Here is a 21,862-nt window from a genome sequence, read left to right as displayed (position 1 = left end):
TTCCCGCACTTGGTGCGGGAAGGCCCCCTGCTCTTTTTCACTTCAGTTGTCCGATTCTTCCGCCTCACCAACAGCGGCGCTCTCGGCCACCTCTTCGAAGAGAGCATCCACGTCACGGAGTGACATGGGACCACAGGCCGCCTGGAAGACCTTTCCGTCACTCCAGGCGATCATCCATCCTCCGTCGGACAGATCATGCCTTTCGCGCGGCACGAGGACGCCTTCCAAGTTCGTTTCGCTCACATCGATCCGAATGTGCCACCCAGGATTATCCGTCGTGGCCATTCTGATGCCGAACTCGTGCTCCCATTCGCCGTCGCAGTTGGATGCGTACCACGACTGGATATAATGAATGCTCCGGCCCTCATCAGGGGCAGCCGAGGGGCTTCTCCCAGTCTTGCGGCGCACGCGCGTCACCCCCGTTCGGAAGATTGATGTGAGGCGTTTCTACTACCGTACCGTCCGCATTCGTATGCGCGGGCCCTTCTAGATCAAACCTCTTCACGAGTTCGAAAGGCGCTGGATTCCGCGGGTTGGACTGCGGCGCCCACTCTGCATACTTCTTGATCTGCCCCGTTCCACCGTGACGCACGAACGTAGTATGAGGGCCTTCGGCATCGTAAGTAGGTCGCTGCCCAGGCTTTCGTCCTCCCATGTTGTGCACGAGAAGACTTCTGTCACCCGCCACAACATAGTAGGTGTGCAGATCACGGACGGTGAGGTTGTGCACCGTGGCCAAACCCATCGTCCACCGCTTCACCGAAGTGACCTGCACACGCGACCCCGCGCGGGCACGCAGCCACTCCCCCGCCGCCAGATCAGTGGCGTCGACCCACTCCCCAAGCTCAGGCACCCAAAACGGATGACCATCGGTCGCCGTGACCGAAGCCGTCTTCGTGCCCTTCTTGCCGTCGATGTCCACCGTGATCTTGACGAGATGCTTGAGGCCCTTGCCCCTGATCTCGGCTGTGACCGTCTCGACATTCGTCTCGCCCGTCTCCGGGTCGGTCGCCAGGACCTTGTCGCCGATATCGACGTCCTTGATCGGTTTCGTCGAACCGTCGGCCATCAACACCTTGGTATCGGGTGTGAAGCTGTTGCCCACCTTGCAGGTGACGGCCTCCGTCACCTCGTCCGCCGCCTTGCTGCTCTTGCGCCAGTCCTGGAAGCTGTCCCAGAGCCTGCGGCTCAGGCCTCCGATGCGCTTGATCAAGGCCCAGGCCTTGTCCATCTTGTTCCAGTACTTCGCGGCCAGCCGTGCCAGCGGTCCGCCGGCCACGAGTGACGACACCACATTGAGTGCCGTGGCCCCGCAGGAGCCCAACGCCCCCGTGGTGAAGCAGTCCAGCGCGTCCGTGATGCCCAGCTCGTCCGCGACGATCTTCGCCAGTTCCTTGGCGACGGCGATCGCCCGCTGCTTGGCCGCGTCCACCCGCGCCTTCTGCTGGCGCGCCCGGTGCTGCGCCGGCGATTCCTTCGGCTTCTTGACGCCGTAGTACGTGTAGTAGGTGTCGGTCGCCTTGACTTCCCACCCGCCGTCACGCTCCAGGGTGCAGGTGATGCCGACGTTCACGCAGTCGTCGGGCTTGAGGCCGCTCGGGTCCGAGAAGGTGACCGGGTTGTTGTTGCTGTACGAGTAACCGTTGATCTGCTGCGGGTCGGTGTAGTCGATGATCGGGTCCGCCGAGATGAAGCGGCCCGTGTCGGAGTCGTATTCGCGCGCCCCGAGGGTGGTCAGGCCCGTGGACTTCTGGACCGTCCCGCCGACAAATCCCTTGTCGTTCACCCAGGCAGGAGACGAGGACGACGACGTGGACTCGTCGCGCGGGTTGCCGAAGGGGTCCGTGCGGCGGCGCGTCGTCTCGCCCGTCTTGGCGTTGATCGCCAGTTGCGCCGTTCCCTGGTGATCCGACGCCAGGAAGTGGACACCGGACGCATCACGCATGGCGATCTGCATGGCGCCGAACGCGTAGTAGCGAGTCGTCGTCACCTTGGACGTCGACTTGTCCAGGTGCAGCTCCATGCCCGGCAGGTAGAACGTCTTCTCCTTGGAGGTGTCCCGGAGAATCCGCTCGCCCGACGCGTCGTACGTGTACTGCGTCACCGTGCCGTCAGCGTTCGTGACCTTCGCCAGCTCGCCCTGCTTGTCCCAGTCCAGAGACTGGGTGTCCCCGTTGAGAACTCGGTTCTTGGTGTTGCCTGTTACGTCATAGGTGTAGGTGTCTTGAGACGTGACCTCGGGCGTCGTGCTCGTGGCCGCCGTCTTCGCCATGACCGAAGACAGCGTGTGCGGCCCGGATCCGTCGCCGAGCAAAGCATCGGTCAGGACGCACTGGAGATCCTGGCCGTCGACGACGGTTCGACCGACGGGACGAGCGATGAACTCGACCGTCTCGCGCAGGAATACCCGACACTCTTACAGGTCTTCCACCAGTCGAATTCCGGTGGCCCGTCGGCCCCGCGGAACAAGGGGCTCGACCACGCCAGAGGGACGTTCGTCTTCTTCCTGGATGCCGACGACTACCTGGGCCCCGAGGCCCTGGAACGCATGGTGGCCATGGCCGAGAAGAACGGCACCGACATCGTGCTCGGCAAGATGGTGGGGGTCGGCGGGCGCGGGGCGCCCACCTCGATGTTCCGGCGCAACCAGCCGCGGACCGACGTCTTCTCGTCCCGCGTGTACTGGACCCTCAACCCCATGAAGCTGTTCCGCCGTGACTTGCTGGAGCGGCTGGGGCTGCGATTCCCGACCGATCTGAAGATCGGCGAAGACCAGCTCTTCGTCGGCCCGGCCTATCTCCACGCGAACGGAATCTCCGTACTCGCCGACCATGACTGCCTGTTCTGGGTCGAGCGTGAAGACAGCGGCAACATCACGCTGCGGACCGGCGGTTCAGAGCCCCGGCTACGTTTTCTGCCCCGCATGGTCGACATGCTCCTCGAGCACGTGCCGCCCGGCCCCGGCCGTGACCACCTGGCGCACCGCCACCTGACAGTCGAGGTGCAGCAGCTGCTCGAGCAGCTGGTACACGAGCCTCGCCCCGAGCAGGAGAAGGCGCTGGCCCGGCTCGCCGAAGTCATCGCCCCGCTGTGGCACGAGGGACTGAACGACCGGCTGTCGGCGATGGCCCGCCTGCGCCTGCACCTCGTACGCCACACCATGCTGGACGAGTTACTCGAACTGCTCCGCTTCGAGGGCGAGCTGGGCCGGACCGGCGTCTCCACCCCTGTTCTCGTCGACGGCGGCCGCGCCTACGCCCGCTACCCCTACCTTCGCGACCCTGCCCGCGGCATCCCCGACACCTGTTACGACGTCACCCGGCAGCTCGGGGTACGCCACGGCGTCACCCGCGCCGAACTGTGCGGCACTGCGCTCCACCTCGCCGGGTACGGCTATCTGCACCGGGTCTCGACCGAGGATGTGAGCACCGATGTCGTCCTCCGCGAGCGGAGCAGTGGCACGGAGTACCGGCTGCCCGTCACCCACACGGCGACGCCCGGTCTCGGCAAGGAGGAGGACAAGGGGCGATACGCCTACGAGAACGCCGGCTTCCGAGCCGTCGTCGACATCACCACCGCCGCCGACGGCACCCTCCTCCCCGACGGACTCTGGGACATCTCCCTCGCGATCGGCGCTCAGGGCATCACCCGCGAGGTCCGCATCGGCAGTAAGCGGGACGCCGGCCTCTCGGGCGCTGCGGCAACACACATCCTGCACACCCCCGGCGGGATCCGCGCCGTCACGCTCTATGCGACCAAGCCCCATGGCAACCTCACTCTCGACATCGGCGAGCGCAAGCACAAAGTCCTGCCGCAGGTGAGTCTGCACACCGTGGGGTGGGCCCCGGACACCCCCAGGGAGCTGGAATTCGCCGGCCGGTGCACCCTCGCCGCGCACCCGGACGGCGCTCTCACCGTGCATCTGGAGGACGGACAGGGCGACACCGCCGTCTTCCCCGCCCGCACGGTCTCACAGCCCGACGGTGACTTCGTCGTGCGCGTGCCGGTCACGGAATTGGCGGCGGGCCGCTGGACAGGGCGCCTCCGGCTCGGCCCCTGGTCGTCGGATCTGCCGGCACTCCCCGCGAACCTCGCCCCGGCCAAGTGGCGCCGCCGCGGCCTGCCCTGGTACGCGAAGCCCGTCGCGGAGCGCCGGAGCGGACACTTCGCGCTCGAGGTGGCACGGACTCACCTGCTCCGGGCCGCTACCGCTCGCCTCAAGCCATAGGCCGACGCGCCGGTGCGCTGCCGAGGAGCCATGCGTCCCCGCGTACTCACCCGGGTACACACCCCGGGGGCCCCTGGACACATCGTGAGGTTAGGCTAGCCTAAGCTTGATTCCAGCCAAGCGGCTCTCAGCCGTGCCCGCAGTGGCTCCGTACGCACGAAAGCAGACTCAGTCATGTCGAACGCCAGAACCGCCCGCTTCTCCCGACGCGGCATCCTCGCCGCCGGGGGTGCCCTCGGACTCGGCGCCCTCGTGACCGCCTGCGGCAGTGGAGACTCCAAGGACGGCGACTCCGACGCCGCGTCGGGCGGCAAGTCCGGCCCGTGGTCCTTCAAGGACGACCGCGGCAAGAACGTACAGCTGAAGAAGACCCCCGCGAACATCGTCGCCTTCACCGGCGTCGCCGCCGCCCTCCACGACTACGGCGTCTCCGTCAAGGGCGTCTTCGGCCCGACCAAGACGCAGGACGGCAAGCCCGACGTCCAGGCCGGCGACATGGACATCAGCAAGGTGACCATCCTCGGCAACACCTTCGACCAGTTCAGCATCGAGAAGTACGCCGCCCTCGCCCCCGACGTGCTGATCAGCACGATGTTCGACGACGCCGGCACGCTCTGGTACGTCCCGGAGGCCTCGAAGGACAAGATCGCCAAGCTGGCCCCCAGCGTCGGCATATCCGTCTACGACCGCCAGCTCACCGAGCCGCTGCAGCGCATGTGGGAGCTGGCCGAATCCCTCGGCGGCGACGTGAAGTCCGCGAAGGCCACCGACGCCAAGAAGCGGTTCGAGGAGGCCTCCGAGCGGCTGCGCAAGACCGCCAAGGCACACCCCGACATCAAGGTGCTGGTCGGTTCCGCGAGCCAGGAGCTCTTCTACGTCTCCGGAACCAACCTCTCCGTCGACCTGGAGTACTTCAAGTCCCTCGGCGTGAACTTCGTCGAGCCGCCGGAGAAGGCCAAGGCGCAGGGTGGCGGCTGGTTCGAGAGCCTGAGCTGGGAGAACGTCGACAAGTACGCGGCGGACGTCATCATGATGGACGACCGTTCCTCGGCGATCCAGCCGGCGAACATCTCCGAGGCGACGTGGAAGAAGCTGCCGGCGGTCAAGGCCGGGCAGGTCATCTCGCGGTCGGCCGAGCCGATTCTGTCGTACGACAAGTGCGTGCCGCTGGTGGAGAACCTGGCGAAGGCCATCGAGAGCGCGAAGAAGGTCAGCTAGGCGTTCAGCGCCGTGGGGGCTGCTCAACGGCTGCGGCCGCGGGCCGTATGTGGCTTGTCGCGCAGTTCCCCGCGCCCCTGGAGGTACGCCGCCCCACCCCTGACGACAACTCAGGAGCCCCCATGACCACCGCCGTAGCCGCCCCGTTCCGTTTCTTTTCCCTTCAGGTCGTGCGGACGAGGCGGCTCGGTCCGTCTCTGGTCCGTGTCACCTTCGGTGGGCCCGATCTGCACGCCTTCCATTCCGATGGGCGTGACCAGTCGCTGTCGCTGTTCCTGCCGCATCCCGGGCAGCCCGAGCCGGTGGTGCCGCTCGAGCTCGGTGACCAGTGGTGGCAGGGCTGGCGCGAACTCCCGGACGACGTACGGGCCGTGATGCGCTCGTACACCCTGCGCGCACTGCGCCGCGACCCGGACGAGATCGACATCGACTTCGCCCTGCACGGCATCGAGCCGGGCGCCTCGGTCCAGGCCGGTCCCGCCTCCCGCTGGGCCGACCGGGCCGCCGCCGGGGACCGGGTCCTGCTGCTCGGCCCGGCCATCGCCGACAACCGGGCGATCCGCTTCCGGCCGCCCGAGGACACCGACCTCGTGGTCGTCTGGGGCGACGAGACCGCCGTACCGGCCGCCTCGGCCATCATCGAGGCGCTGCCGGCCGGCACCCGCGCCCGGGTCTGGCTGGAGGTCCCGCACGCCGGGGACATCCAGGACCTGGTGACCGAGGCCGACGCCGAGATCACCTGGATCGTCAAGGACCAGACCCCGAAGACCCCCAGGGACCCCAGGACCGTCGAGGGCTCCCCCATGGTCCTCGACACCCTCCGCGACGCCCGGCTCCCTTCCGCCGAGCGGCCGTACATCTGGATCGCCGGCGAGTCCGGCTGCGTGAAGGAGCTGCGCCGGCACTTCGTGCGGGAGCGCGGGATCGACCGCCGCCGGGTGACGTTCGTCGGCTACTGGCGCCGCGGCGTGAGTGAGGAGCAGCTACGCGCGGAAAGCTGACCGACAGCCGTCCATGACCCACGCGTGATCACAGTCACGGCAGAGCCAGCCCTCCCCCCATGCAACTTAGGTTAGGCTTACCTAAGTTCAACCCCGCGGCTCAGCCCACCCCTGTCCCGACCGGACTGTCCCCACCGGAGGACCCCCACATGCGCTCTCACCTGCTCAACGACACCACCGCGGAGCAGTACCGCCGCTCCGTGACCGACGGAGTCGAGCGGGTGGCCGCCAAACTCGCCGCCACCGACCGGCCCTTCACCGGCGTCAGCGTCGACGCCCTCTCCCCCCGCATCGACGAGATCGACCTCGACCGGCCGCTGCACGACACCACCGCGGTGCTCGACGAACTGGAGGACGTCTACCTCCGGGACGCGATCTACTTCCACCACCCGCGCTACCTCGCCCACCTCAATTGCCCGGTCGTCATCCCGGCCGTGCTCGGCGAGGCGGTCCTGTCCGCCGTGAACTCCTCCCTGGACACCTGGGACCAGTCGGCCGGTGGCACGCTCATCGAGCGGAAACTGATCGACTGGACGAACGAGCGCATCGGCCTCGGCCCCGCCGCCGACGGCGTGTTCACCTCCGGCGGCTCACAGTCCAACCTCCAGGCGCTGCTGCTCGCGAGGGAAGAGGCCAAGAGTGACAGCCTCGCCAAACTGCGTATCTTCGCCTCCGAGGTCAGCCACTTCAGCGTGAAGAAGTCCGCGAAGCTGCTCGGGCTCGGCCAGGACGCCGTGGTCTCCATACCCGTCGACCACGACAAGCGCATGCAGACCGTCGCCCTCGCCCGCGAGCTGGAGCGCTGCGCGAAGGACGGCCTCGTCCCCATGGCCGTCGTCGCCACCGCCGGCACCACCGACTTCGGCTCCATCGACCCGCTGCCCGAGATCGCCGAGCTGTGCGAGCAGTTCGGCACCTGGATGCACGTCGACGCCGCCTACGGCTGCGGCCTGCTCGCCTCCGTGAAGCACCGGGACCGCATCGACGGCATCGAGCGCGCCGACTCCGTCACCGTCGACTACCACAAGTCGTTCTTCCAGCCGGTGAGCTCCTCGGCCGTGCTCGTCAGGGACGCCGCGACGCTGCACCACGCCACCTACCACGCGGAGTACCTCAACCCGCGCCGGATGGTGCAGGAACGTATCCCCAACCAGGTGGACAAGTCCCTGCAGACCACCCGCCGCTTCGACGCCCTCAAGCTGTGGATGACCCTCAGGACCATGGGCGCCGACGGCATCGGGCAGCTCTTCGACGAGGTGTGCGAGCTGGCCCGGGAGGGCTGGAAGCTGCTCGCCGGCGACCCGCGCTTCGACGTCGTCGTGGAGCCGAGCCTGTCCACCCTGGTGTTCCGCTACATCCCGGCGGCCGTGACCGACCCCGCAGAGATCGACCGCGCCAACCTCTACGCCCGCAAGGCCCTGTTCGCCTCCGGTGACGCCATCGTCGCGGGCACCAAGGTCGGCGGCCGCCACTACCTGAAGTTCACCCTGCTCAACCCCGAGACGCAGGCGTCCGACATCGCCGCCGTCCTCGATCTGATCGCCGGCCATGCCGAGCAGTACCTGGGAGAGTCCCTTGACCGCGCGTCCTGAAAACCCCACCCAAACCCATGACTTCGTGGGGATCGGGCTCGGCCCCTTCAACCTCGGACTGGCCTGCCTCACCGAACCCATCGACGCACTCGACGGCGTCTTCCTGGAGTCGAAGCCCGACTTCGAGTGGCACGCGGGGATGTTCCTCGACGGCGCCCACCTCCAGACCCCGTTCATGTCGGACCTGGTCACCCTCGCCGACCCGACGTCCCCGTACTCCTTCCTGAACTACCTGAAGGAGAAGGGCCGGCTGTACTCGTTCTACATCCGCGAGAACTTCTACCCGCTGCGCGTCGAGTACGACGACTACTGCCGCTGGGCCGCGAACAAGCTGAGCAGCATCCGCTTCAACACGACGGTGACGGAAGTCCGCTACGAGGACGACCTCTACGTCGTGCACACCGAGGCCGGAGACGTCTACCGCGCCCGCCGTCTGGTGCTCGGCACCGGCACCCCGCCCTACATCCCCGAGGCCTGCCAGGACCTGGGCGGCGACTTCCTGCACAACTCCCGCTACCTGAGCCACAAGGCGGAGCTGCAGAAGAAGGACTCGATCACGCTGGTCGGCTCGGGCCAGTCGGCCGCCGAGATCTACTACGACCTGCTCAGCGAGATCGACGTCCACGGTTACCGGCTGAACTGGGTCACCCGCTCCCCGCGCTTCTTCCCGCTGGAGTACACCAAGCTCACGCTGGAGATGACCTCCCCGGAGTACGTCGACTACTTCCGCGAGCTGCCGGAGGCGACCCGCTACCGCCTCACGGCCGAGCAGAAGGGCCTGTTCAAAGGCATCGACGGCGACCTGATCAACGAGATCTTCGACCTGCTCTACCAGAAGAACCTCGCCGGCCCGGTGCCCACGCGGCTGCTCACCAACGCCTCGCTGAGCAGCGCGGCGTACGAGAACGGCACGTACACGCTGGGCTTCCGCCAGGAGGAGCAGGGCAAGGACTTCGAGCTGGACTCCGAGGGCCTGGTGCTGGCCACCGGCTACAAGTACGCCGAGCCGAAGTTCCTCGCCCCCGTCAAGGACCGCCTGGTCTACGACTCCCAGGGCAACTTCGACGTCGCCCGCAACTACGCCGTCGACGTCACCGGCCGGGGCGTCTTCCTGCAGAACGCCGGCGTCCACACGCACAGCATCACCAGCCCCGACCTGGGCATGGGCCCGTACCGGAACGCGTACATCATCCGGGAGCTGCTGGGCAGCGAGTACTACCCGGTCGAGAAGACCATCGCCTTCCAGGAGTTCGCGGTATGAGCGCCACGACCGGCATCGGCACACTGACCGTCCGCCCGCTCGACCCCCTGAAGGACGCCGAGCTGCTGCACTCCTGGGTCACGCACCCCAAGGCGTCCTACTGGATGATGCAGGACGCGAAACTGCAGGACGTCGAGCGCGAGTACATGCGCATCGCCGCGCACGAGTACCACCACGCGTACCTCGGTCTGCACGAGGGCCGCCCGGCGTTCCTGATGGAGTCGTACGACCCCCGGTACGTCGAGCTGGAAGGCCTGTACGACCCGGAGCCCGGCGATGTCGGCATGCACTTCCTGGTCGCGCCGACCGACCGACCGATCCACGGCTTCACCAAGGCCGTCATCACCGCCGTGATGGACGAGCTGTTCGCCGACCCGCGCACCCGCCGGGTCGTGGTGGAGCCCGACGTCAGCAACAAGGCAGTACACGCGCTCAACGAGGCCGTCGGCTTCGTGCCCGAGCGCGAGATCGACAAGCCGGAGAAGCGCGCGCTGCTGAGCTTCTGCACGCGTGACCAGTACCTGGCCGCACGAGGAGTGGCGATATGACCCTGTCCGACGCCGTGGCACACCTGTCCCCCGAGCGCTGGGACCAGGCCAACCGCCTGCTGATCCGCAAAGCACTCGCCGAGTTCGCGCACGAGCGGCTCATCACCCCCGAGAGGGACGGGGAGCGCTTTGTCGTCCGCAGCGACGACGGCCTCACCCAGTACGCCTTCTCCGCCGCCCGCCGGGCCCTGGACCACTGGCAGGTGGACGCCGGCTCGATCACCCGGCACCGGGACGGCGCCGAGCTTCCGCTCGCGGCCCTGGACTTCTTCATCGAGCTGAAGGACACCCTCGGCCTGAGCGAGCAGATCCTGCCGGTCTACCTGGAGGAGATCTCCTCCACCCTCTCCGGCACCTGCTACAAGCTCACCAAGCCGAAAGTCACCGCGTCCGAGCTGGCGCGCGGCGACTTCCAGGACATCGAGACCGGCATGACCGAGGGCCACCCCTGCTTCGTGGCCAACAACGGGCGGCTCGGCTTCGGCATCCACGAGTACCTGTCGTACGCGCCGGAGACGGCGAGCCCGGTCCGCCTGGTGTGGCTGGCCGCGCACCGCTCGCGGGCGGCGTTCACGGCCGGTGTCGGCATCGAGTACGAGTCGTTCCTGCGCGAGGAGCTGGGCGAGGAGACCGTAGAGCGCTTCCACGGCGTCCTGCGCGACCAGGGCAAGGACCCCGAGGACTTCCTGTTCATCCCGGTCCACCCCTGGCAGTGGTGGAACAAGCTCACCGTCACCTTCGCCGCCGAGGTCGCCCGCGGGCACCTGGTCTGCCTGGGCGAGGGCGGCGACGAGTACCTGGCCCAGCAGTCCATCCGGACCTTCTTCAACAGGACGAGCCCGGAGAAGCACTACGTCAAGACCGCGCTGTCGGTCATCAACATGGGCTTCATGCGCGGTCTGTCGGCCGCCTACATGGAGGCCACCCCGGCGATCAACGACTGGCTGGCCCAGCTCATCGAGGGCGACCCGGTGCTGAAGTCCACGGGCCTGTCGATCATCAAGGAGCGCGCGGCGGTCGGCTACCGGCACCTGGAGTACGAGAAGGCGACCGACCGCTACTCGCCGTACCGCAAGATGCTCGCCGCGCTGTGGCGGGAGAGCCCGGTGCCCTCGCTCCAGGAGGGCGAGTCCCTGGCCACGATGGCGTCCCTGGTCCATGTCGACCAGCAGGAGGCGTCCGTGGCGGGCGCGCTGATCGAGCAGTCGGGTCTCGCCCCCACGGAGTGGCTGCGCCACTACCTCAAGGCCTACTTCACGCCCCTCCTCCACAGCTTCTACGCCTACGACCTGGTCTTCATGCCGCACGGCGAGAACGTCATCCTGGTGCTGAAGGACGGGGTCGTGCAGCGCGCGATCTACAAGGACATCGCCGAGGAGATCGCCGTCATGGACCCGGACGCGGTGCTGCCGCCGACGGTCGAGCGGCTGCGCGTCGAGGTCCCGGAGGACAAGAAGCTCCTGTCGATCTTCACGGACGTCTTCGACTGCTTCTTCCGCTTCCTCGCGGCGAACCTCGCCACCGAGGGAATCCTGGAGGAGGACGACTTCTGGCGCACGGTCGCCGAGGTCACCCGCGCCTACCAGGAGTCGATGCCCGAACTCGCCGACAAGTTCAAGCAGTACGACATGTTCGCGCCCGAGTTCTCCCTCTCCTGCCTCAACCGCCTCCAGCTCCGCAACAACGAACAGATGGTGGACCTCTCGGACCCCTCCGGCGCCCTCCAACTGATCGGCACCCTGAAGAACCCGATCGCCGAGTTCTGACCCCAAGCAGACGGACACCCCGGAGTACGGTCCTCCGGGGTGCCCGTCATTTGGCTTCTGGCCTTTAGGGGCGCGGGGAACTGCGCATCTTTTAGGGGCGCGGGGAACTGCGCGACAAGCCCCCACGCACCCGCAGACGAATCACCGCCCGGCGGAGCCCCACGGCACCTGCGGCGACCGATACCACTCAATCCCCAGCGCATCCCACCGCTCAGCCTGCGCAGCAAGCCGCACCTTGTATCGCGACCAGTCATGCGAAGCCGCCGAAGACCACCCCAACTCGGCAACCCCAGGCAACCGCGGAAACGCCATGAACTCGATGTGCCGGGAGTTCTCCAGCGTCTCCGACCACATCGGCGCCTCGACCCCCTTCACCGCACCGCCCGGCACCCCCGGCAGATACGCCCCGGGATCCCAGTCGTAGGACCGCTTCACCTCGACATAGCCCGCCCAGGACAGCCCCAGCGGCGTGTCCTCGGTGTACTTCATGTCGAGATAGACCCGGTCCGCCGGCGAAAGGATCAGCCCCGTGCCACTCTGCGCGGCCTTCGCCACCCGCGCCTTCTCCTCCGCACTCGTACTGTCGAGCCCCCAGTACTGCGCGAGAGCGCCCTTCGCCGGGGTCGCCCCGGTGAGCTGGTGCCAGCCGACGACCGTCTTGCCGTACTTCGCGACGACCGGCTGCACCCGGTCCATGAACGCGACGTAGTCCTCATGGCTGGTGGAGTGCGCCTCGTCGCCGCCGATGTGGAGGTACTTGCCGGGAGTCAGCGCGGCGAGCTCCCGAACGACGTCGTCCACGAAGTCGTACGTGATCTCCTTGCCGACGCACAGCGAGCTGAAGCCGACCTCGGTCCCGGTGTACAGCGGGGGTGCCACGCCGTCGCAGTTGAGCTCGGCGTAGGAGGCGAGGGCCGCGTTGGTGTGGCCGGGCATGTCTATCTCGGGGACGACCTCCAGATAGCGGGAGGAGGCGTACCGCACGATCTCCTTGTAGTCGGCCTTGGTGTAGAAGCCGCCGGGCCCACCGCCGACCTCCGTCGAACCGCCGTAGGTGGCCAGGCGCGGCCAGGAGTCGATGGCGATGCGCCAGCCCTGGTCGTCGCTGAGGTGGAGGTGCAGCTTGTTGATCTTGTAGAGGGCCAACTGGTCGATGTAGCGCTTGACCTGGTCGACGGTGAAGAAGTGCCGGGAGACGTCGAGCATGGCGCCGCGCCAGCCGTAGCGCGGGGTGTCCGTGACGGTGCCGCCCGCGACCAGCCAGGGGCCGGGCTGGACGGAGTCCTTCTCGACGGCCGCCGGGAGCAGTTGGCGCAGGGTCTGCACGCCGTGGAAGAGACCGGCGGGCCCCGCCGCGGTGATGGTGACGCCCTTGCTGCCGCTGTCGAGGCGGTAGCCCTCGGCGCCGAACGGGCCTTGGGCGAGCCGTAGCCGGATGCCTCCGGCGCCTTGGTCGGTGACGGGAAGGCGGTAGCCGGTGGAGGGGCGGAGGATCTTCGCGAGGTACTCGCCGATGCGCCGGGTCTCGCGGGAGCCGTCGACGCGTATGTGTGTGCCGCGGGTGATCCGGTAGGCGGACCCGCTCGGGGCGACCGAGGCGGGTGCGGGGACCACACGGTCGAGCGGGGTGGGCGAGGCCGCCGGTGCGGGGGCCGCTCCGGTCGCGGAGACGCCCATCGCGACCAGCAGCAGGGAGCCGAGAAGGCGGAGCGTTCTGTGGTGCTGTCTCACACGGCCATCTCTCACAAGCGTGTCCCTTCCATGAGCCGTAGAGCTCCAAGAGGTCTGGACCACTATCGCGGGACACTGATGGAACAATCCACCCCATGGCGGAAATCATCCAGAGGGACGGCTCCTGGACCTTCGACGGCGACGCCCTGCGACTGACTCCCGGGCGGGACAAGAACGTCAGTCTGCTGCGCAGGGAACTGGGTGAACTGATCGTCCCACTGGGGGCGTTGGCGGGAATATCGTTCGAGCAGGGCAAGAAGGGCGGGCGGCTGCGGCTGCGCCTGCGCGACGGTGCCGATCCGCTGCTGCACGCGACCGGCGGACGGCTCACCGAGCCCCACGACCCGTACCAACTGCTCGTCGAGTCCGACCGCTACGGGGTCGCCGAGTACTTCACGGACGAGGTGCGGAGCGCGCTGCTCCTGGACCAGGTGCCGGCCGACCCGGTGACCGCGTACCTGCTGCCGGGGCCCGCCGTGCCGCTCTCGGTCTCCGCCGGGGACGGCACCGCGAGCTTCGACGGCGAGCGCATACGCCTGGAGTGGAACTGGAAGACGGAGGACGCCAAGGCCGCCGCCGGCGCCCGCACGCTCGCGCTCAGCGACATCACGGGCGTGGAGTGGCAGCCGGCGGCCGGCCTGGAGAACGGCTACGTCCGCTTCACCGTGCGGAACGCGCCCACCAAGGCCCCGCCCAAGTACGACCCCAACTCCGTGGAGCTGTGGGGCTTCAAGAAGGACCCGCTGATGGCACTGGTCGCGGCGGCGGTCCAGGCCAGGCTTCCCCACCCGGCCGGGTCCGCCGCCGACGCACCGGCCGCGCGACCGGAAACGCCTTCCCTCCCGGTCACGCCCGCGGAGGACGACCACGACGCCCTCCTGCGCCGCCTGCGCGAACTCGGCGAACTGCACCGCACGGGCGTACTGACGGACGACGAGTTCGCGCTGGCCAAGCAGGCGATCCTCAAGCGGATGTAACACCCCGGAGAAGCCGGAACACTCCCCCGGGAGGCGCTACTTCGCCCGGCGCGCGATGGTGAAGTGGTCCACCTGCTCCCCGCTCTCGGCGATACCGCGCACCTTCAGCGTGGCCGTCCGCCCCTTCGGCGCGGGGGTGACGTCCACGCGCAGGAAGGAGTAGTCGAGGTAGCGCACCCGGGACCAGGCGACGGTCTCGTTCTGCTTGCCGCCCTTGACGTTGACGAACGAGGCCACGGAGTCCACGTCCTGCTCGTTGCCCTCGTACGACAGCGGGGCGCTGAACGCGTAGAGGCTGCGGCCCGCCGCACCGGCCGTCACGTACACGACGCCGTCGGTCTCGGGGTAGGCCGTGCCGCCGATCGGCAGCTTCTTGGCGACCTTGTTCCCCTTGATGACGTCGGTGCGCTCGTACTGGTGGTTGTGGCCGTTGATGACCAGGTCCACCGTGTACTTCTCGAACAGCGGCACCCACTCCTGGCGCACACCCCCCTCCGAGGCGTGCGAGGTGGAGGTGCAGTAGGCGCAGTGATGGAAGAAGATCACGATGAAGTCGACGTCCTTCGACGCCCGGTACTTCTTCAGCTGGGCTTCCAGCCACTTGGTCTGGGTGCCGCCCGAGATGCCGAGGTTGGCCGGGATCTCGAAGGAGATGTCGTTGGCGTCGAGCGAGATGACCGCAGTGTTGCCGTAGACGAAGGTGTAGACGCCCGGCAGGTTCTTCTTGTCGGGGCCGTTGCCCGGGAGGTTCCAGCGGGCCTCCTCGCCGCCGTAGCCGTTGGGCGAGTACCAGGCCTCCATGTCGTGGTTGCCGTAGGCGGGCATCCACGGGACGGACTTGGCGACGGACTCGGTCTGGGCGAGGAACTGGTCCCAGATCCGCGAGTCGAAGCCGGTGTCGGAGGTCTGGCCGGAGCCGGACGGGTCGGCGTAGGCGATGTCGCCGGCGTGCAGATGGAAGGCCGGGTTCTGGCCGAGCAGCAGGCTGTTGTTGGCGAGGCCGTGATAGCTGACGCCCTCGTCGCCGAAGGCCGTGAAGGTGAACGGCGCCTGGTGCGCGGGGGCGGTGGTGAAGGTGCCGAGGGTGCCCAGCAGGTGCGGTGCGGCCGGGTCGAAGCCCTGGTGGCCGACGCCGTAGTAGTAGGTCCGGCCCGGGCGCAGATGCGTCAGCTCGGCGTGCACGTAGTACTGGGTGTGGTTGCCGCTGGCGCCGACACCGGCGGGCGTGAAGAGGGTGCGGACCTCGGCGTCGATCTTCCGGGAGAGGTCCGTGGGGTGGGCGCCGATACGGATGAACGGCTTCTTGACGGCGACCGGGACCTGCCAGGAGACGGTCATCTCCGTGCGCGGGTCGGCGCCGTAGGCGAGGTGGCGGCCGAAGGGGGCGACGAAGGCGCCGTCGACACTCTCGGCCGCGGGGGCGGTGCGGGCGGTCGGTACGGCCGCCTGGGCGGTGGCTCCGGGAACGAAGGCGCCACCCGCGACGGCGCCGAGTGTGACGGCACCGCCTCTGATCATCGTGCGCCGGGAGAATCTGGCGCGCAGGTACTCGTGCTGCTCAGCCATGCTCATGCGCTCGGCGAGCCGCTCGGGTACGCCCATACGAGGAATGTCCATGGCGCCACAAGCTGCTCGCCTTACACATCCGCCCGGGGAACAACCGCCCATCAGACTCCCATGGGCTTCCCATAAGTGTTCCAACACTCATCTGCCCGAAACCGGGCAGATTCCTTGCGAAAGTGCCGTCGGTGCCTCAGGATCTAGCGAGTGCACGACGAACTCGTTGATCATCTGACGCGGTCCAGCCCCCTCAACCGGGGCGAGGCGCTGCGCGTGATCCAGGACGTGCTCGCGTACTTCGACGAGACGACCGAGGGGTACGTCCGTCGCCGCCACCGTGAGCTCCAGGCCCAGGGCCTGGTGAACACGGCGATCTTCGAACAGATCGAGGCGGATCTGAAATATCGCGCGGTGGCACCCCCGGAGCTCTCGCTCCGGCAGCTACGGCGCATCGTCTACGGCTGAGGAATACGTATACATGTGCGGCATCGTCGGTTACATCGGGAAGCGTGACGTCGCTCCTCTCCTGCTCGAGGGCCTCCAGCGCCTGGAGTACCGCGGCTACGACTCCGCGGGCATCGTCGTCACGTCCCCGAAGACGTCCGGCCTGAAGATGGTCAAGGCCAAGGGCCGCGTGCGCGACCTGGAGGCCAAGGTCCCGGCCCGCTTCAAGGGCACGACCGGCATCGCCCACACCCGCTGGGCCACCCACGGCGCCCCCTCCGACGTCAACGCCCACCCGCACCTGGACGCCGAGGGCAAGGTCGCCGTCGTCCACAACGGCATCATCGACAACGCCTCCGACCTGCGCCGCAAGCTGGAGGCGGACGGCGTCGAGTTCCTCTCCGAGACCGACACCGAGGTCCTCACCCACCTCATCGCCCGCTCGCAGGCCACCAAGCTGGAGGACAAGGTCCGCGAGACCCTCCGGCTCATCGAGGGCACGTACGGCATCGCCGTCATGCACGCCGACTTCCCCGACCGGATCGTCGTCGCCCGCAACGGCTCCCCGGTCGTCCTCGGCATCGGCGAGAAGGAGATGTTCGTCGCCTCGGACATCGCCGCGCTGGTCGCCCACACCCGCCAGATCGTCACCCTGGACGACGGCGAGATGGCCACCCTCAAGGCCGACGACTTCCGCACCTACACCACCGAGGGCACCCGCACCACGGCCGAGCCCACCACCGTGGAGTGGGAAGCGGCGTCGTACGACATGGGCGGCCACGACACCTACATGCACAAGGAGATCCACGAGCAGGCCGACGCCGTGGACCGCGTGCTGCGCGGCCGCATCGACGACCGCTTCTCCACCGTGCACCTGGGCGGCCTCAACCTGGACGCCCGCGAGGCCCGGCGGATCCGCCGCGTGAAGATCCTCGGCTGCGGCACCTCGTACCACGCGGGCCAGATCGGCGCCCAGATGATCGAGGAACTGGCCCGCATCCCCGCCGACGCCGAGCCCGCCTCCGAGTTCCGCTACCGCAACGCGGTCGTCGACCCCGACACCCTCTACGTCGCGGTCTCCCAGTCCGGCGAGACCTACGACGTCCTCGCCGCCGTGCAGGAGCTCAAGCGCAAGGGCGCACGGGTCCTGGGCGTGGTGAACGTGGTCGGCTCGGCGATCGCCCGCGAGGCCGACGGCGGCATCTACGTGCACGCCGGGCCGGAGGTCTGCGTGGTCTCCACCAAGTGCTTCACCAACACCACGGTCTCCTTCGCCCTGCTCGCCCTCCACCTGGGCCGCACCCGCGACCTCTCGGTCCGCGACGGCAAGCGGATCATCGCGGGCCTGCGCAAGCTGCCCGCCCAGATCGCCGAGATCATGGAGCACGAGGAGGACGTCAAGAAGCTGGCCCTGCAGTTCGCCGAGGCCCGCTCGATGCTCTTCATCGGCCGCGTCCGGGGCTACCCGGTGGCCCGTGAGGCCTCCCTGAAGCTCAAGGAGGTCTCCTACATCCACGCCGAGGCCTACCCCGCCTCCGAGCTCAAGCACGGCCCGCTCGCCCTGATCGAGCCGGCCCTCCCCACGGTCGCGATCGTCCCCGACGACGACCTGCTGGAGAAGAACCGCGCGGCCCTGGAGGAGATCAAGGCCCGCAGCGGCAAGATCCTCGCGGTCGCCCACCAGCACCAGGAGAAGGCCGACGAAACCATCGTCGTCCCGAAGAACGAGGACGAACTCGACCCGATCCTGATGGGCATCCCCCTCCAACTCCTGGCGTACCACACGGCCTTGGCCCTGGGCAGGGACATCGACAAGCCCCGCAACCTGGCCAAGTCGGTGACGGTTGAGTAAGTGACCCTCTTTTAGGGGCGCGGGGAACTGCGCGAACAACCCCAACGCACCCGCACAGGCCAAACAAGAGGACGGACCCCCACGTGCTGCCACCAGCGCACAGGGGGTCCGTTTTCACACGCCGGGGCCGCCCAATACCCCGACGTCGGCTGCCATTTCAGCCGGTGGCCGTCACGCCCCGACCGGCAGCACGCCGTCGCGGAACCGCCGTAGGCCAGTGCGCCAGGGCCGCGGTCGCCGCGTACCAGGCCACCGCCCCCGCGGCGACGGCGAACCAGCCCCCGACCTTCGCAAGCCCGTCGTTCTCAGCGAACACGCCGATCGCGAGCAGCAGCAGCGACACGAAGAACAGCCCGTACATCCCCTGCCCGAGCTGGTCACCACCGGCGAGCGTCAGAGACAGCGCCACCAGCGCGAACAACAGCAGGAACAACCCTGCCGCGTTGGCGGACGCCTCCCCCGCCACGGCCCACGTGAACCACAGCGCCCCGAGCACCGAGAACGCCGTACCACCGGCGGAGTCCCCCTCACGGAGGGCCATCAGCCCGGCGACGAAGAGGGCGATGCCGCCCACATACTGGGCGATTGACACAGCGTCAGTGGCTGACACACCGTCGATCGCGGCGGTATGCCCCAACCCGAAGGCCAACAGGGTGATTCCGAGGGCGAGTCGACCGGCCACGGTCGTGATTCCGCTTCCCGCGGAGACGTCTTTGTCCACGGCGGGCTCCCTTCGTGCATGTGCAGTTGTGCGGTGCCCCGTATATGCCCTTCACAAAGGCACAAACACCTCTACGCGCAAGTAGTTTTACGCACTGCACAGGGGAAGCCCGTACGGAACGCGCAGGGAATCAGCGCATCAGGGAATGACGATGACCGGCCGCTGCGCCCGCTTGGCGAGCCGCCCCGCGACCGAGCCGAAGATGCGCCCCACGATGCCGTGACTCGACCCGACGACGATCGCGTCGGCCTCGTACTCCCGCCCGACCTCTTCGAGTTCGTGGCAGATGTCCCCGCCGCGCTCGACGAGGATCCAGGGCACCTCGGCGAGGTACTCCGCACACGCCAGCTCCAGCCCGAGCACCTCGGTCCGGTGGTCCGGCACGTCCACGAAGACGGGTGGCTCGCAGCCGGCCCACACCGTGGTCGGCAGCCGGTTGGCGACATGGACGATGATCAGGCCCGACCCGGAGCGATGGGCCATCCCGATCGCATAGGCCAGGGCGCGCTCACTGGACGTGGAGCCGTCGAATCCGACGACGACGCCGTGCTTGAAGGCGGGATCGCAGGAATGACGTAGCTCTTCCGCCGCCAGGGGCTCGGCCGCCGTGGGATCGGCGACGGGCCGCTTGCGGTCCGCTGGTTCGAAGAATTCGTGACCGGCCATGGCTGTCTCGGAGTTGTGATCCTTATATGGGGGACAACAGTGTGCGGCGGAGCTGTGTCCGGGAATGGTCTTCCCAACCCCATACCCCCAAGGGTACGGCGGCACGCCTCCTTAGCCCAGATCCCGCTCACCGTGCGTGCGGGTTTCAGGGAGCATGCACGAGGCGACGCCCGTAACGCAATGGTTGCTGCGCTGTACAGGCGGTTTGCACAGGATTCACTTACCCGTGGGGGTGATCCGCTCAGCCAGTGACCGACGTCCCGGCCGCGCGTTGAACCCCGTGAGTCACGCCACAGGGAGCGCCCATGTCCGGACCCAGCATCGCCTCCGAGGCGGACCGCGCGGCCCCGCCGTCGCGGGACACCGCGACGGATGTGATTCGCTGGGCGGCCTTCAGCTGTCTGCTCGTCCCGGTCGTGCTCCTCGGCTACGGCAGCTCCCTGGCCGGTGCCGCCGGCACGGCCCTCGGGCTCGCCGCCGTCACGGGCGCCTGCCGGGTACTGCTGCGCCAGTCCGAGCGCGGCGCGGCCCGGCTGGCGGCCGAGGACCGGGCACCCCACCGGGGCCGGCACCACCGCACCGGAACGGGGTCACATCGGGGCGGACGGCACACTGGAGGAGATACACCGGTCGGCTGACCGGTTTCAGTGCACGTGCACGTTGGTTTTCAGCCAACTTCTCGCACCTGTGCATCACCTTGCCGAGGCACCCCCCAACCCCCGTTCGACCTGCACGGAAAGGGCCTCAGGGGACCTGCGCACCCTACGCGGATTGGCCACTGCGACAAGGCGCACTTCCCTGCACGCCCCACGAGTGCAACGCTTCGTGATCGAATGCTTCACGCCAAGTTGCCAAGTCGACAATGTGCCGAGTGCCGAACCGGCCACCTCGGCACGACGGGACACAGTAGATTCGATCTTGACTGTCTACGGCGGGGGACTCGTGCAGGACCGAGGGGAAACGTGCAGGAGCGACACAACCGAGGAGCCGCGACCACCGAGGGGGGCTTAGCAGTATGAGCCACGACTCCACTGCCGCGCCGGAAGCCGGCGTCCGGAAGCTTTCCGGGCGACGCCGCAAGGAGATCGTCGCGGTGCTGCTGTTCAGCGGCGGCCCCATCTTCGAGAGTTCCATACCACTGTCGGTGTTCGGGATCGACCGCCAGGACGCCGGCGTGCCGCGCTACCGACTGCTGGTGTGCGGCGGTGAGGACGGCCCGCTGCGGACCACAGGGGGCCTCGAACTCAGCGCACCACATGGCTTGGAAGCGATCTCACGCGCGGGCACGGTCGTCGTGCCGGCCTGGCGTTCGATCACTTCTCCGCCACCGGACGAGGCGCTCGACGCGCTGCGCCGCGCCCACGAGGAGGGCGCCCGCATCGTCGGGCTGTGCACCGGCGCCTTCGTCCTGGCGGCGGCGGGCCTGCTGGACGCCCGGCCCGCGACGACACACTGGATGTACGCGCCGACGCTGGCGAAGCGCTACCCGTCGGTGCACGTCGATCCGCGCGAGCTGTTCGTCGACGACGGGGACGTGCTGACGTCGGCGGGCACCGCGGCCGGAATCGATCTCTGTCTCCACATCGTGCGGACGGACCACGGCAACGAGGCGGCCGGCGCGCTGGCCCGCCGCCTGGTGGTCCCGCCGCGCCGGTCGGGCGGCCAGGAGCGCTACCTCGACAGGTCTTTACCGGAGGAGATCGGCGCCGACCCGCTCGCGGAGGTCGTCGCCTGGGCGCTGGAGCACCTCCACGAACAGTTCGACGTGGAGACGCTGGCGGCACGCGCGTACATGAGCCGTCGTACGTTCGACCGCCGCTTCCGCTCGCTGACCGGGAGTGCCCCGCTGCAGTGGCTGATCACGCAGCGGGTGCTCCAGGCGCAGCGCCTGCTGGAGACGTCGGACTACTCGGTGGACGAGGTGGCGGGGCGCTGCGGCTTCCGGTCGCCGGTCGCCCTGCGCGGGCACTTCCGCCGCCAGCTCGGCTCGTCCCCGGCCGCGTACCGGGCGGCCTACCGCGCCCGTCGTCCGCAGGCCGAGCGGCCCCAGGACGTCGACGGCGGACCGGGCGGTCCCGGGGGCGGCATGCCCGGCCACACGGGGCATCCCGGCCAGGCGCCCGCCGCGCTGCACCCGGAGCACCCGGTCCCGCTCCAGTCCCGCCGTACGGCGGCCGCGAGCGCGGTCGGGTCGTCCCCGGCCCTGTCGGCGTCGGCCGCGTCCGACAACGGGCGGGAGGCCTACATATCGGCCCGGGCGAGTCTGCCGGGGCAGCGCAGCGCGACATGAGCCGGTG

General features: G+C 68.4%; 18 protein-coding genes. 12 read left to right on the top strand and 6 right to left on the bottom strand.

All coding sequences use genetic code 11. The features are described from left to right. Nucleotides 1–42 precede the first annotated feature (42 nt). The gene (locus ACFTZL_RS18315) at nucleotides 43–408 is read right to left on the bottom strand and encodes an Imm53 family immunity protein (RefSeq protein ID WP_382583453.1); all 366 of its coding nucleotides are present in this window, start codon (nucleotides 406–408) and stop codon (nucleotides 43–45) included. After that, nucleotides 368–2,272: a polymorphic toxin-type HINT domain-containing protein gene (locus ACFTZL_RS18310; protein WP_382583450.1), complete on the bottom strand. Its 1,905-nt coding sequence runs from the start codon at nucleotides 2,270–2,272 to the stop codon at nucleotides 368–370. Before ACFTZL_RS18310 ends, ACFTZL_RS18315 begins: the two co-directional genes overlap by 41 nt. A 15-nt stretch (nucleotides 2,273–2,287) precedes the next feature. On the opposite strand from ACFTZL_RS18310, the gene ACFTZL_RS18305 reads away from it, so the two are divergent. The 7 genes from ACFTZL_RS18305 to ACFTZL_RS18275 all read left to right on the top strand — a co-directional run bounded on the left by ACFTZL_RS18305 (nucleotide 2,288) and on the right by ACFTZL_RS18275 (nucleotide 11,614). Continuing rightward, nucleotides 2,288–4,228, top strand: coding sequence for a glycosyltransferase family 2 protein (locus ACFTZL_RS18305; protein WP_382583448.1), 1,941 nt, complete (start codon nucleotides 2,288–2,290; stop codon nucleotides 4,226–4,228). A 174-nt stretch (nucleotides 4,229–4,402) separates the two neighbouring features. Further along, a complete protein-coding gene (locus ACFTZL_RS18300; RefSeq protein ID WP_382583445.1) occupies nucleotides 4,403–5,446 on the top strand; it encodes an ABC transporter substrate-binding protein in 1,044 nt (347 codons plus the stop codon). Nucleotides 5,447–5,568: 122 nt separating this feature from the next. Next, nucleotides 5,569–6,447: a siderophore-interacting protein gene (locus ACFTZL_RS18295; RefSeq protein ID WP_382583442.1), complete on the top strand. Its 879-nt coding sequence runs from the start codon at nucleotides 5,569–5,571 to the stop codon at nucleotides 6,445–6,447. Nucleotides 6,448–6,596: 149 nt separating this feature from the next. Continuing rightward, a complete protein-coding gene (gene desA / locus ACFTZL_RS18290) occupies nucleotides 6,597–8,039 on the top strand; it encodes a lysine decarboxylase DesA (RefSeq protein WP_382583439.1) in 1,443 nt (480 codons plus the stop codon). Continuing rightward, nucleotides 8,023–9,300 (top strand): lysine N(6)-hydroxylase/L-ornithine N(5)-oxygenase family protein, encoded by a 1,278-nt coding sequence (locus ACFTZL_RS18285; RefSeq protein ID WP_382583437.1) that lies wholly within the window; start codon nucleotides 8,023–8,025, stop codon nucleotides 9,298–9,300. The genes desA and ACFTZL_RS18285 overlap by 17 nt, the downstream gene beginning before the upstream one ends. After that, on the top strand, nucleotides 9,297–9,848 hold the full coding sequence (locus ACFTZL_RS18280) for a GNAT family N-acetyltransferase (protein WP_382583434.1): 552 nt from the start codon (nucleotides 9,297–9,299) through the stop codon (nucleotides 9,846–9,848). The genes ACFTZL_RS18285 and ACFTZL_RS18280 overlap by 4 nt, the downstream gene beginning before the upstream one ends. Further along, the gene (locus ACFTZL_RS18275) at nucleotides 9,845–11,614 is read left to right on the top strand and encodes an IucA/IucC family protein (RefSeq protein ID WP_382583431.1); all 1,770 of its coding nucleotides are present in this window, start codon (nucleotides 9,845–9,847) and stop codon (nucleotides 11,612–11,614) included. Before ACFTZL_RS18280 ends, ACFTZL_RS18275 begins: the two co-directional genes overlap by 4 nt. Before the next feature lie 141 nt (nucleotides 11,615–11,755). Here the strand turns inward: ACFTZL_RS18275 and ACFTZL_RS18270 are convergent, their stop codons facing one another. Further along, nucleotides 11,756–13,345, bottom strand: a complete 1,590-nt coding sequence (locus tag ACFTZL_RS18270) for a beta-N-acetylhexosaminidase (RefSeq protein ID WP_382583430.1) — start codon at nucleotides 13,343–13,345, stop codon at nucleotides 11,756–11,758. Nucleotides 13,346–13,440: 95 nt separating this feature from the next. On the opposite strand from ACFTZL_RS18270, the gene ACFTZL_RS18265 reads away from it, so the two are divergent. Then, nucleotides 13,441–14,322, top strand: coding sequence for a DUF4429 domain-containing protein (locus ACFTZL_RS18265; protein WP_382583427.1), 882 nt, complete (start codon nucleotides 13,441–13,443; stop codon nucleotides 14,320–14,322). A gap of 36 nt (nucleotides 14,323–14,358) precedes the next feature. Here ACFTZL_RS18265 and ACFTZL_RS18260 read toward each other — a convergent pair whose 3' ends face one another. Then, nucleotides 14,359–15,924, bottom strand: a complete 1,566-nt coding sequence (locus ACFTZL_RS18260) for a fibronectin type III domain-containing protein (RefSeq protein WP_382583456.1) — start codon at nucleotides 15,922–15,924, stop codon at nucleotides 14,359–14,361. A gap of 165 nt (nucleotides 15,925–16,089) precedes the next feature. Here ACFTZL_RS18260 and ACFTZL_RS18255 point away from each other — a divergent pair, with 165 nt between their 5' ends. Together ACFTZL_RS18255 and glmS are read left to right on the top strand one after the other, a co-directional pair. Further along, nucleotides 16,090–16,347 (top strand): hypothetical protein, encoded by a 258-nt coding sequence (locus ACFTZL_RS18255; RefSeq protein WP_382583425.1) that lies wholly within the window; start codon nucleotides 16,090–16,092, stop codon nucleotides 16,345–16,347. A gap of 13 nt (nucleotides 16,348–16,360) precedes the next feature. Further along, nucleotides 16,361–18,178: a glutamine--fructose-6-phosphate transaminase (isomerizing) gene (gene glmS / locus ACFTZL_RS18250; RefSeq protein ID WP_382583422.1), complete on the top strand. Its 1,818-nt coding sequence runs from the start codon at nucleotides 16,361–16,363 to the stop codon at nucleotides 18,176–18,178. Nucleotides 18,179–18,335: 157 nt separating this feature from the next. Here glmS and ACFTZL_RS18245 read toward each other — a convergent pair whose 3' ends face one another. Together ACFTZL_RS18245 and ACFTZL_RS18240 are read right to left on the bottom strand one after the other, a co-directional pair. Next, the gene (locus tag ACFTZL_RS18245; RefSeq protein WP_382583419.1) at nucleotides 18,336–18,899 is read right to left on the bottom strand and encodes a GPR1/FUN34/YaaH family transporter; all 564 of its coding nucleotides are present in this window, start codon (nucleotides 18,897–18,899) and stop codon (nucleotides 18,336–18,338) included. Nucleotides 18,900–19,037: 138 nt separating this feature from the next. After that, on the bottom strand, nucleotides 19,038–19,565 hold the full coding sequence (locus tag ACFTZL_RS18240) for a universal stress protein (RefSeq protein ID WP_382583416.1): 528 nt from the start codon (nucleotides 19,563–19,565) through the stop codon (nucleotides 19,038–19,040). A 305-nt stretch (nucleotides 19,566–19,870) separates the two neighbouring features. On the opposite strand from ACFTZL_RS18240, the gene ACFTZL_RS18235 reads away from it, so the two are divergent. Continuing rightward, nucleotides 19,871–20,203 carry a hypothetical protein gene (locus ACFTZL_RS18235; protein ID WP_215121196.1) on the top strand — a complete coding sequence of 111 codons (333 nt, stop codon included), beginning with the start codon at nucleotides 19,871–19,873 and terminating at the stop codon, nucleotides 20,201–20,203. 377 nt (nucleotides 20,204–20,580) lie between these two features. Then, nucleotides 20,581–21,855, top strand: a complete 1,275-nt coding sequence (locus ACFTZL_RS18230) for a helix-turn-helix domain-containing protein (RefSeq protein ID WP_382583413.1) — start codon at nucleotides 20,581–20,583, stop codon at nucleotides 21,853–21,855. Nucleotides 21,856–21,862 lie beyond the last annotated feature (7 nt).

It is taken from the genome of Streptomyces sp. NPDC056948 (assembly GCF_042674225.1).
In the GTDB taxonomy this organism is placed as follows: Bacteria; Actinomycetota; Actinomycetes; order Streptomycetales; family Streptomycetaceae; genus Streptomyces; species Streptomyces purpurascens.
The sequence above is the reverse complement of the archived record's forward strand: the minus strand, read 5'-3'. Positions and strand labels throughout refer to the sequence as shown.

What these genes read in the sequence shown, in the direction of transcription:
- desA (WP_382583439.1), top strand. Translation starts at nt 6,597, where the DNA reads ATGCGCTCTCACCTGCTCAACGACACCACCGCGGAGCAGTACCGCCGC.
- ACFTZL_RS18265 (WP_382583427.1), top strand. Translation starts at nt 13,441, where the DNA reads ATGGCGGAAATCATCCAGAGGGACGGCTCCTGGACCTTCGACGGCGAC.
- ACFTZL_RS18230 (WP_382583413.1), top strand. Translation starts at nt 20,581, where the DNA reads ATGAGCCACGACTCCACTGCCGCGCCGGAAGCCGGCGTCCGGAAGCTT.
- ACFTZL_RS18260 (WP_382583456.1), bottom strand. Translation starts at nt 15,924, where the DNA reads ATGGGCGTACCCGAGCGGCTCGCCGAGCGCATGAGCATGGCTGAGCAG.
- ACFTZL_RS18235 (WP_215121196.1), top strand. Translation starts at nt 19,871, where the DNA reads ATGTCCGGACCCAGCATCGCCTCCGAGGCGGACCGCGCGGCCCCGCCG.
- ACFTZL_RS18275 (WP_382583431.1), top strand. Translation starts at nt 9,845, where the DNA reads ATGACCCTGTCCGACGCCGTGGCACACCTGTCCCCCGAGCGCTGGGAC.
- ACFTZL_RS18310 (WP_382583450.1), bottom strand. Translation starts at nt 2,272, where the DNA reads ATGGCGAAGACGGCGGCCACGAGCACGACGCCCGAGGTCACGTCTCAA.
- ACFTZL_RS18300 (WP_382583445.1), top strand. Translation starts at nt 4,403, where the DNA reads ATGTCGAACGCCAGAACCGCCCGCTTCTCCCGACGCGGCATCCTCGCC.
- ACFTZL_RS18280 (WP_382583434.1), top strand. Translation starts at nt 9,297, where the DNA reads ATGAGCGCCACGACCGGCATCGGCACACTGACCGTCCGCCCGCTCGAC.
- ACFTZL_RS18295 (WP_382583442.1), top strand. Translation starts at nt 5,569, where the DNA reads ATGACCACCGCCGTAGCCGCCCCGTTCCGTTTCTTTTCCCTTCAGGTC.
- glmS (WP_382583422.1), top strand. Translation starts at nt 16,361, where the DNA reads ATGTGCGGCATCGTCGGTTACATCGGGAAGCGTGACGTCGCTCCTCTC.
- ACFTZL_RS18240 (WP_382583416.1), bottom strand. Translation starts at nt 19,565, where the DNA reads ATGGCCGGTCACGAATTCTTCGAACCAGCGGACCGCAAGCGGCCCGTC.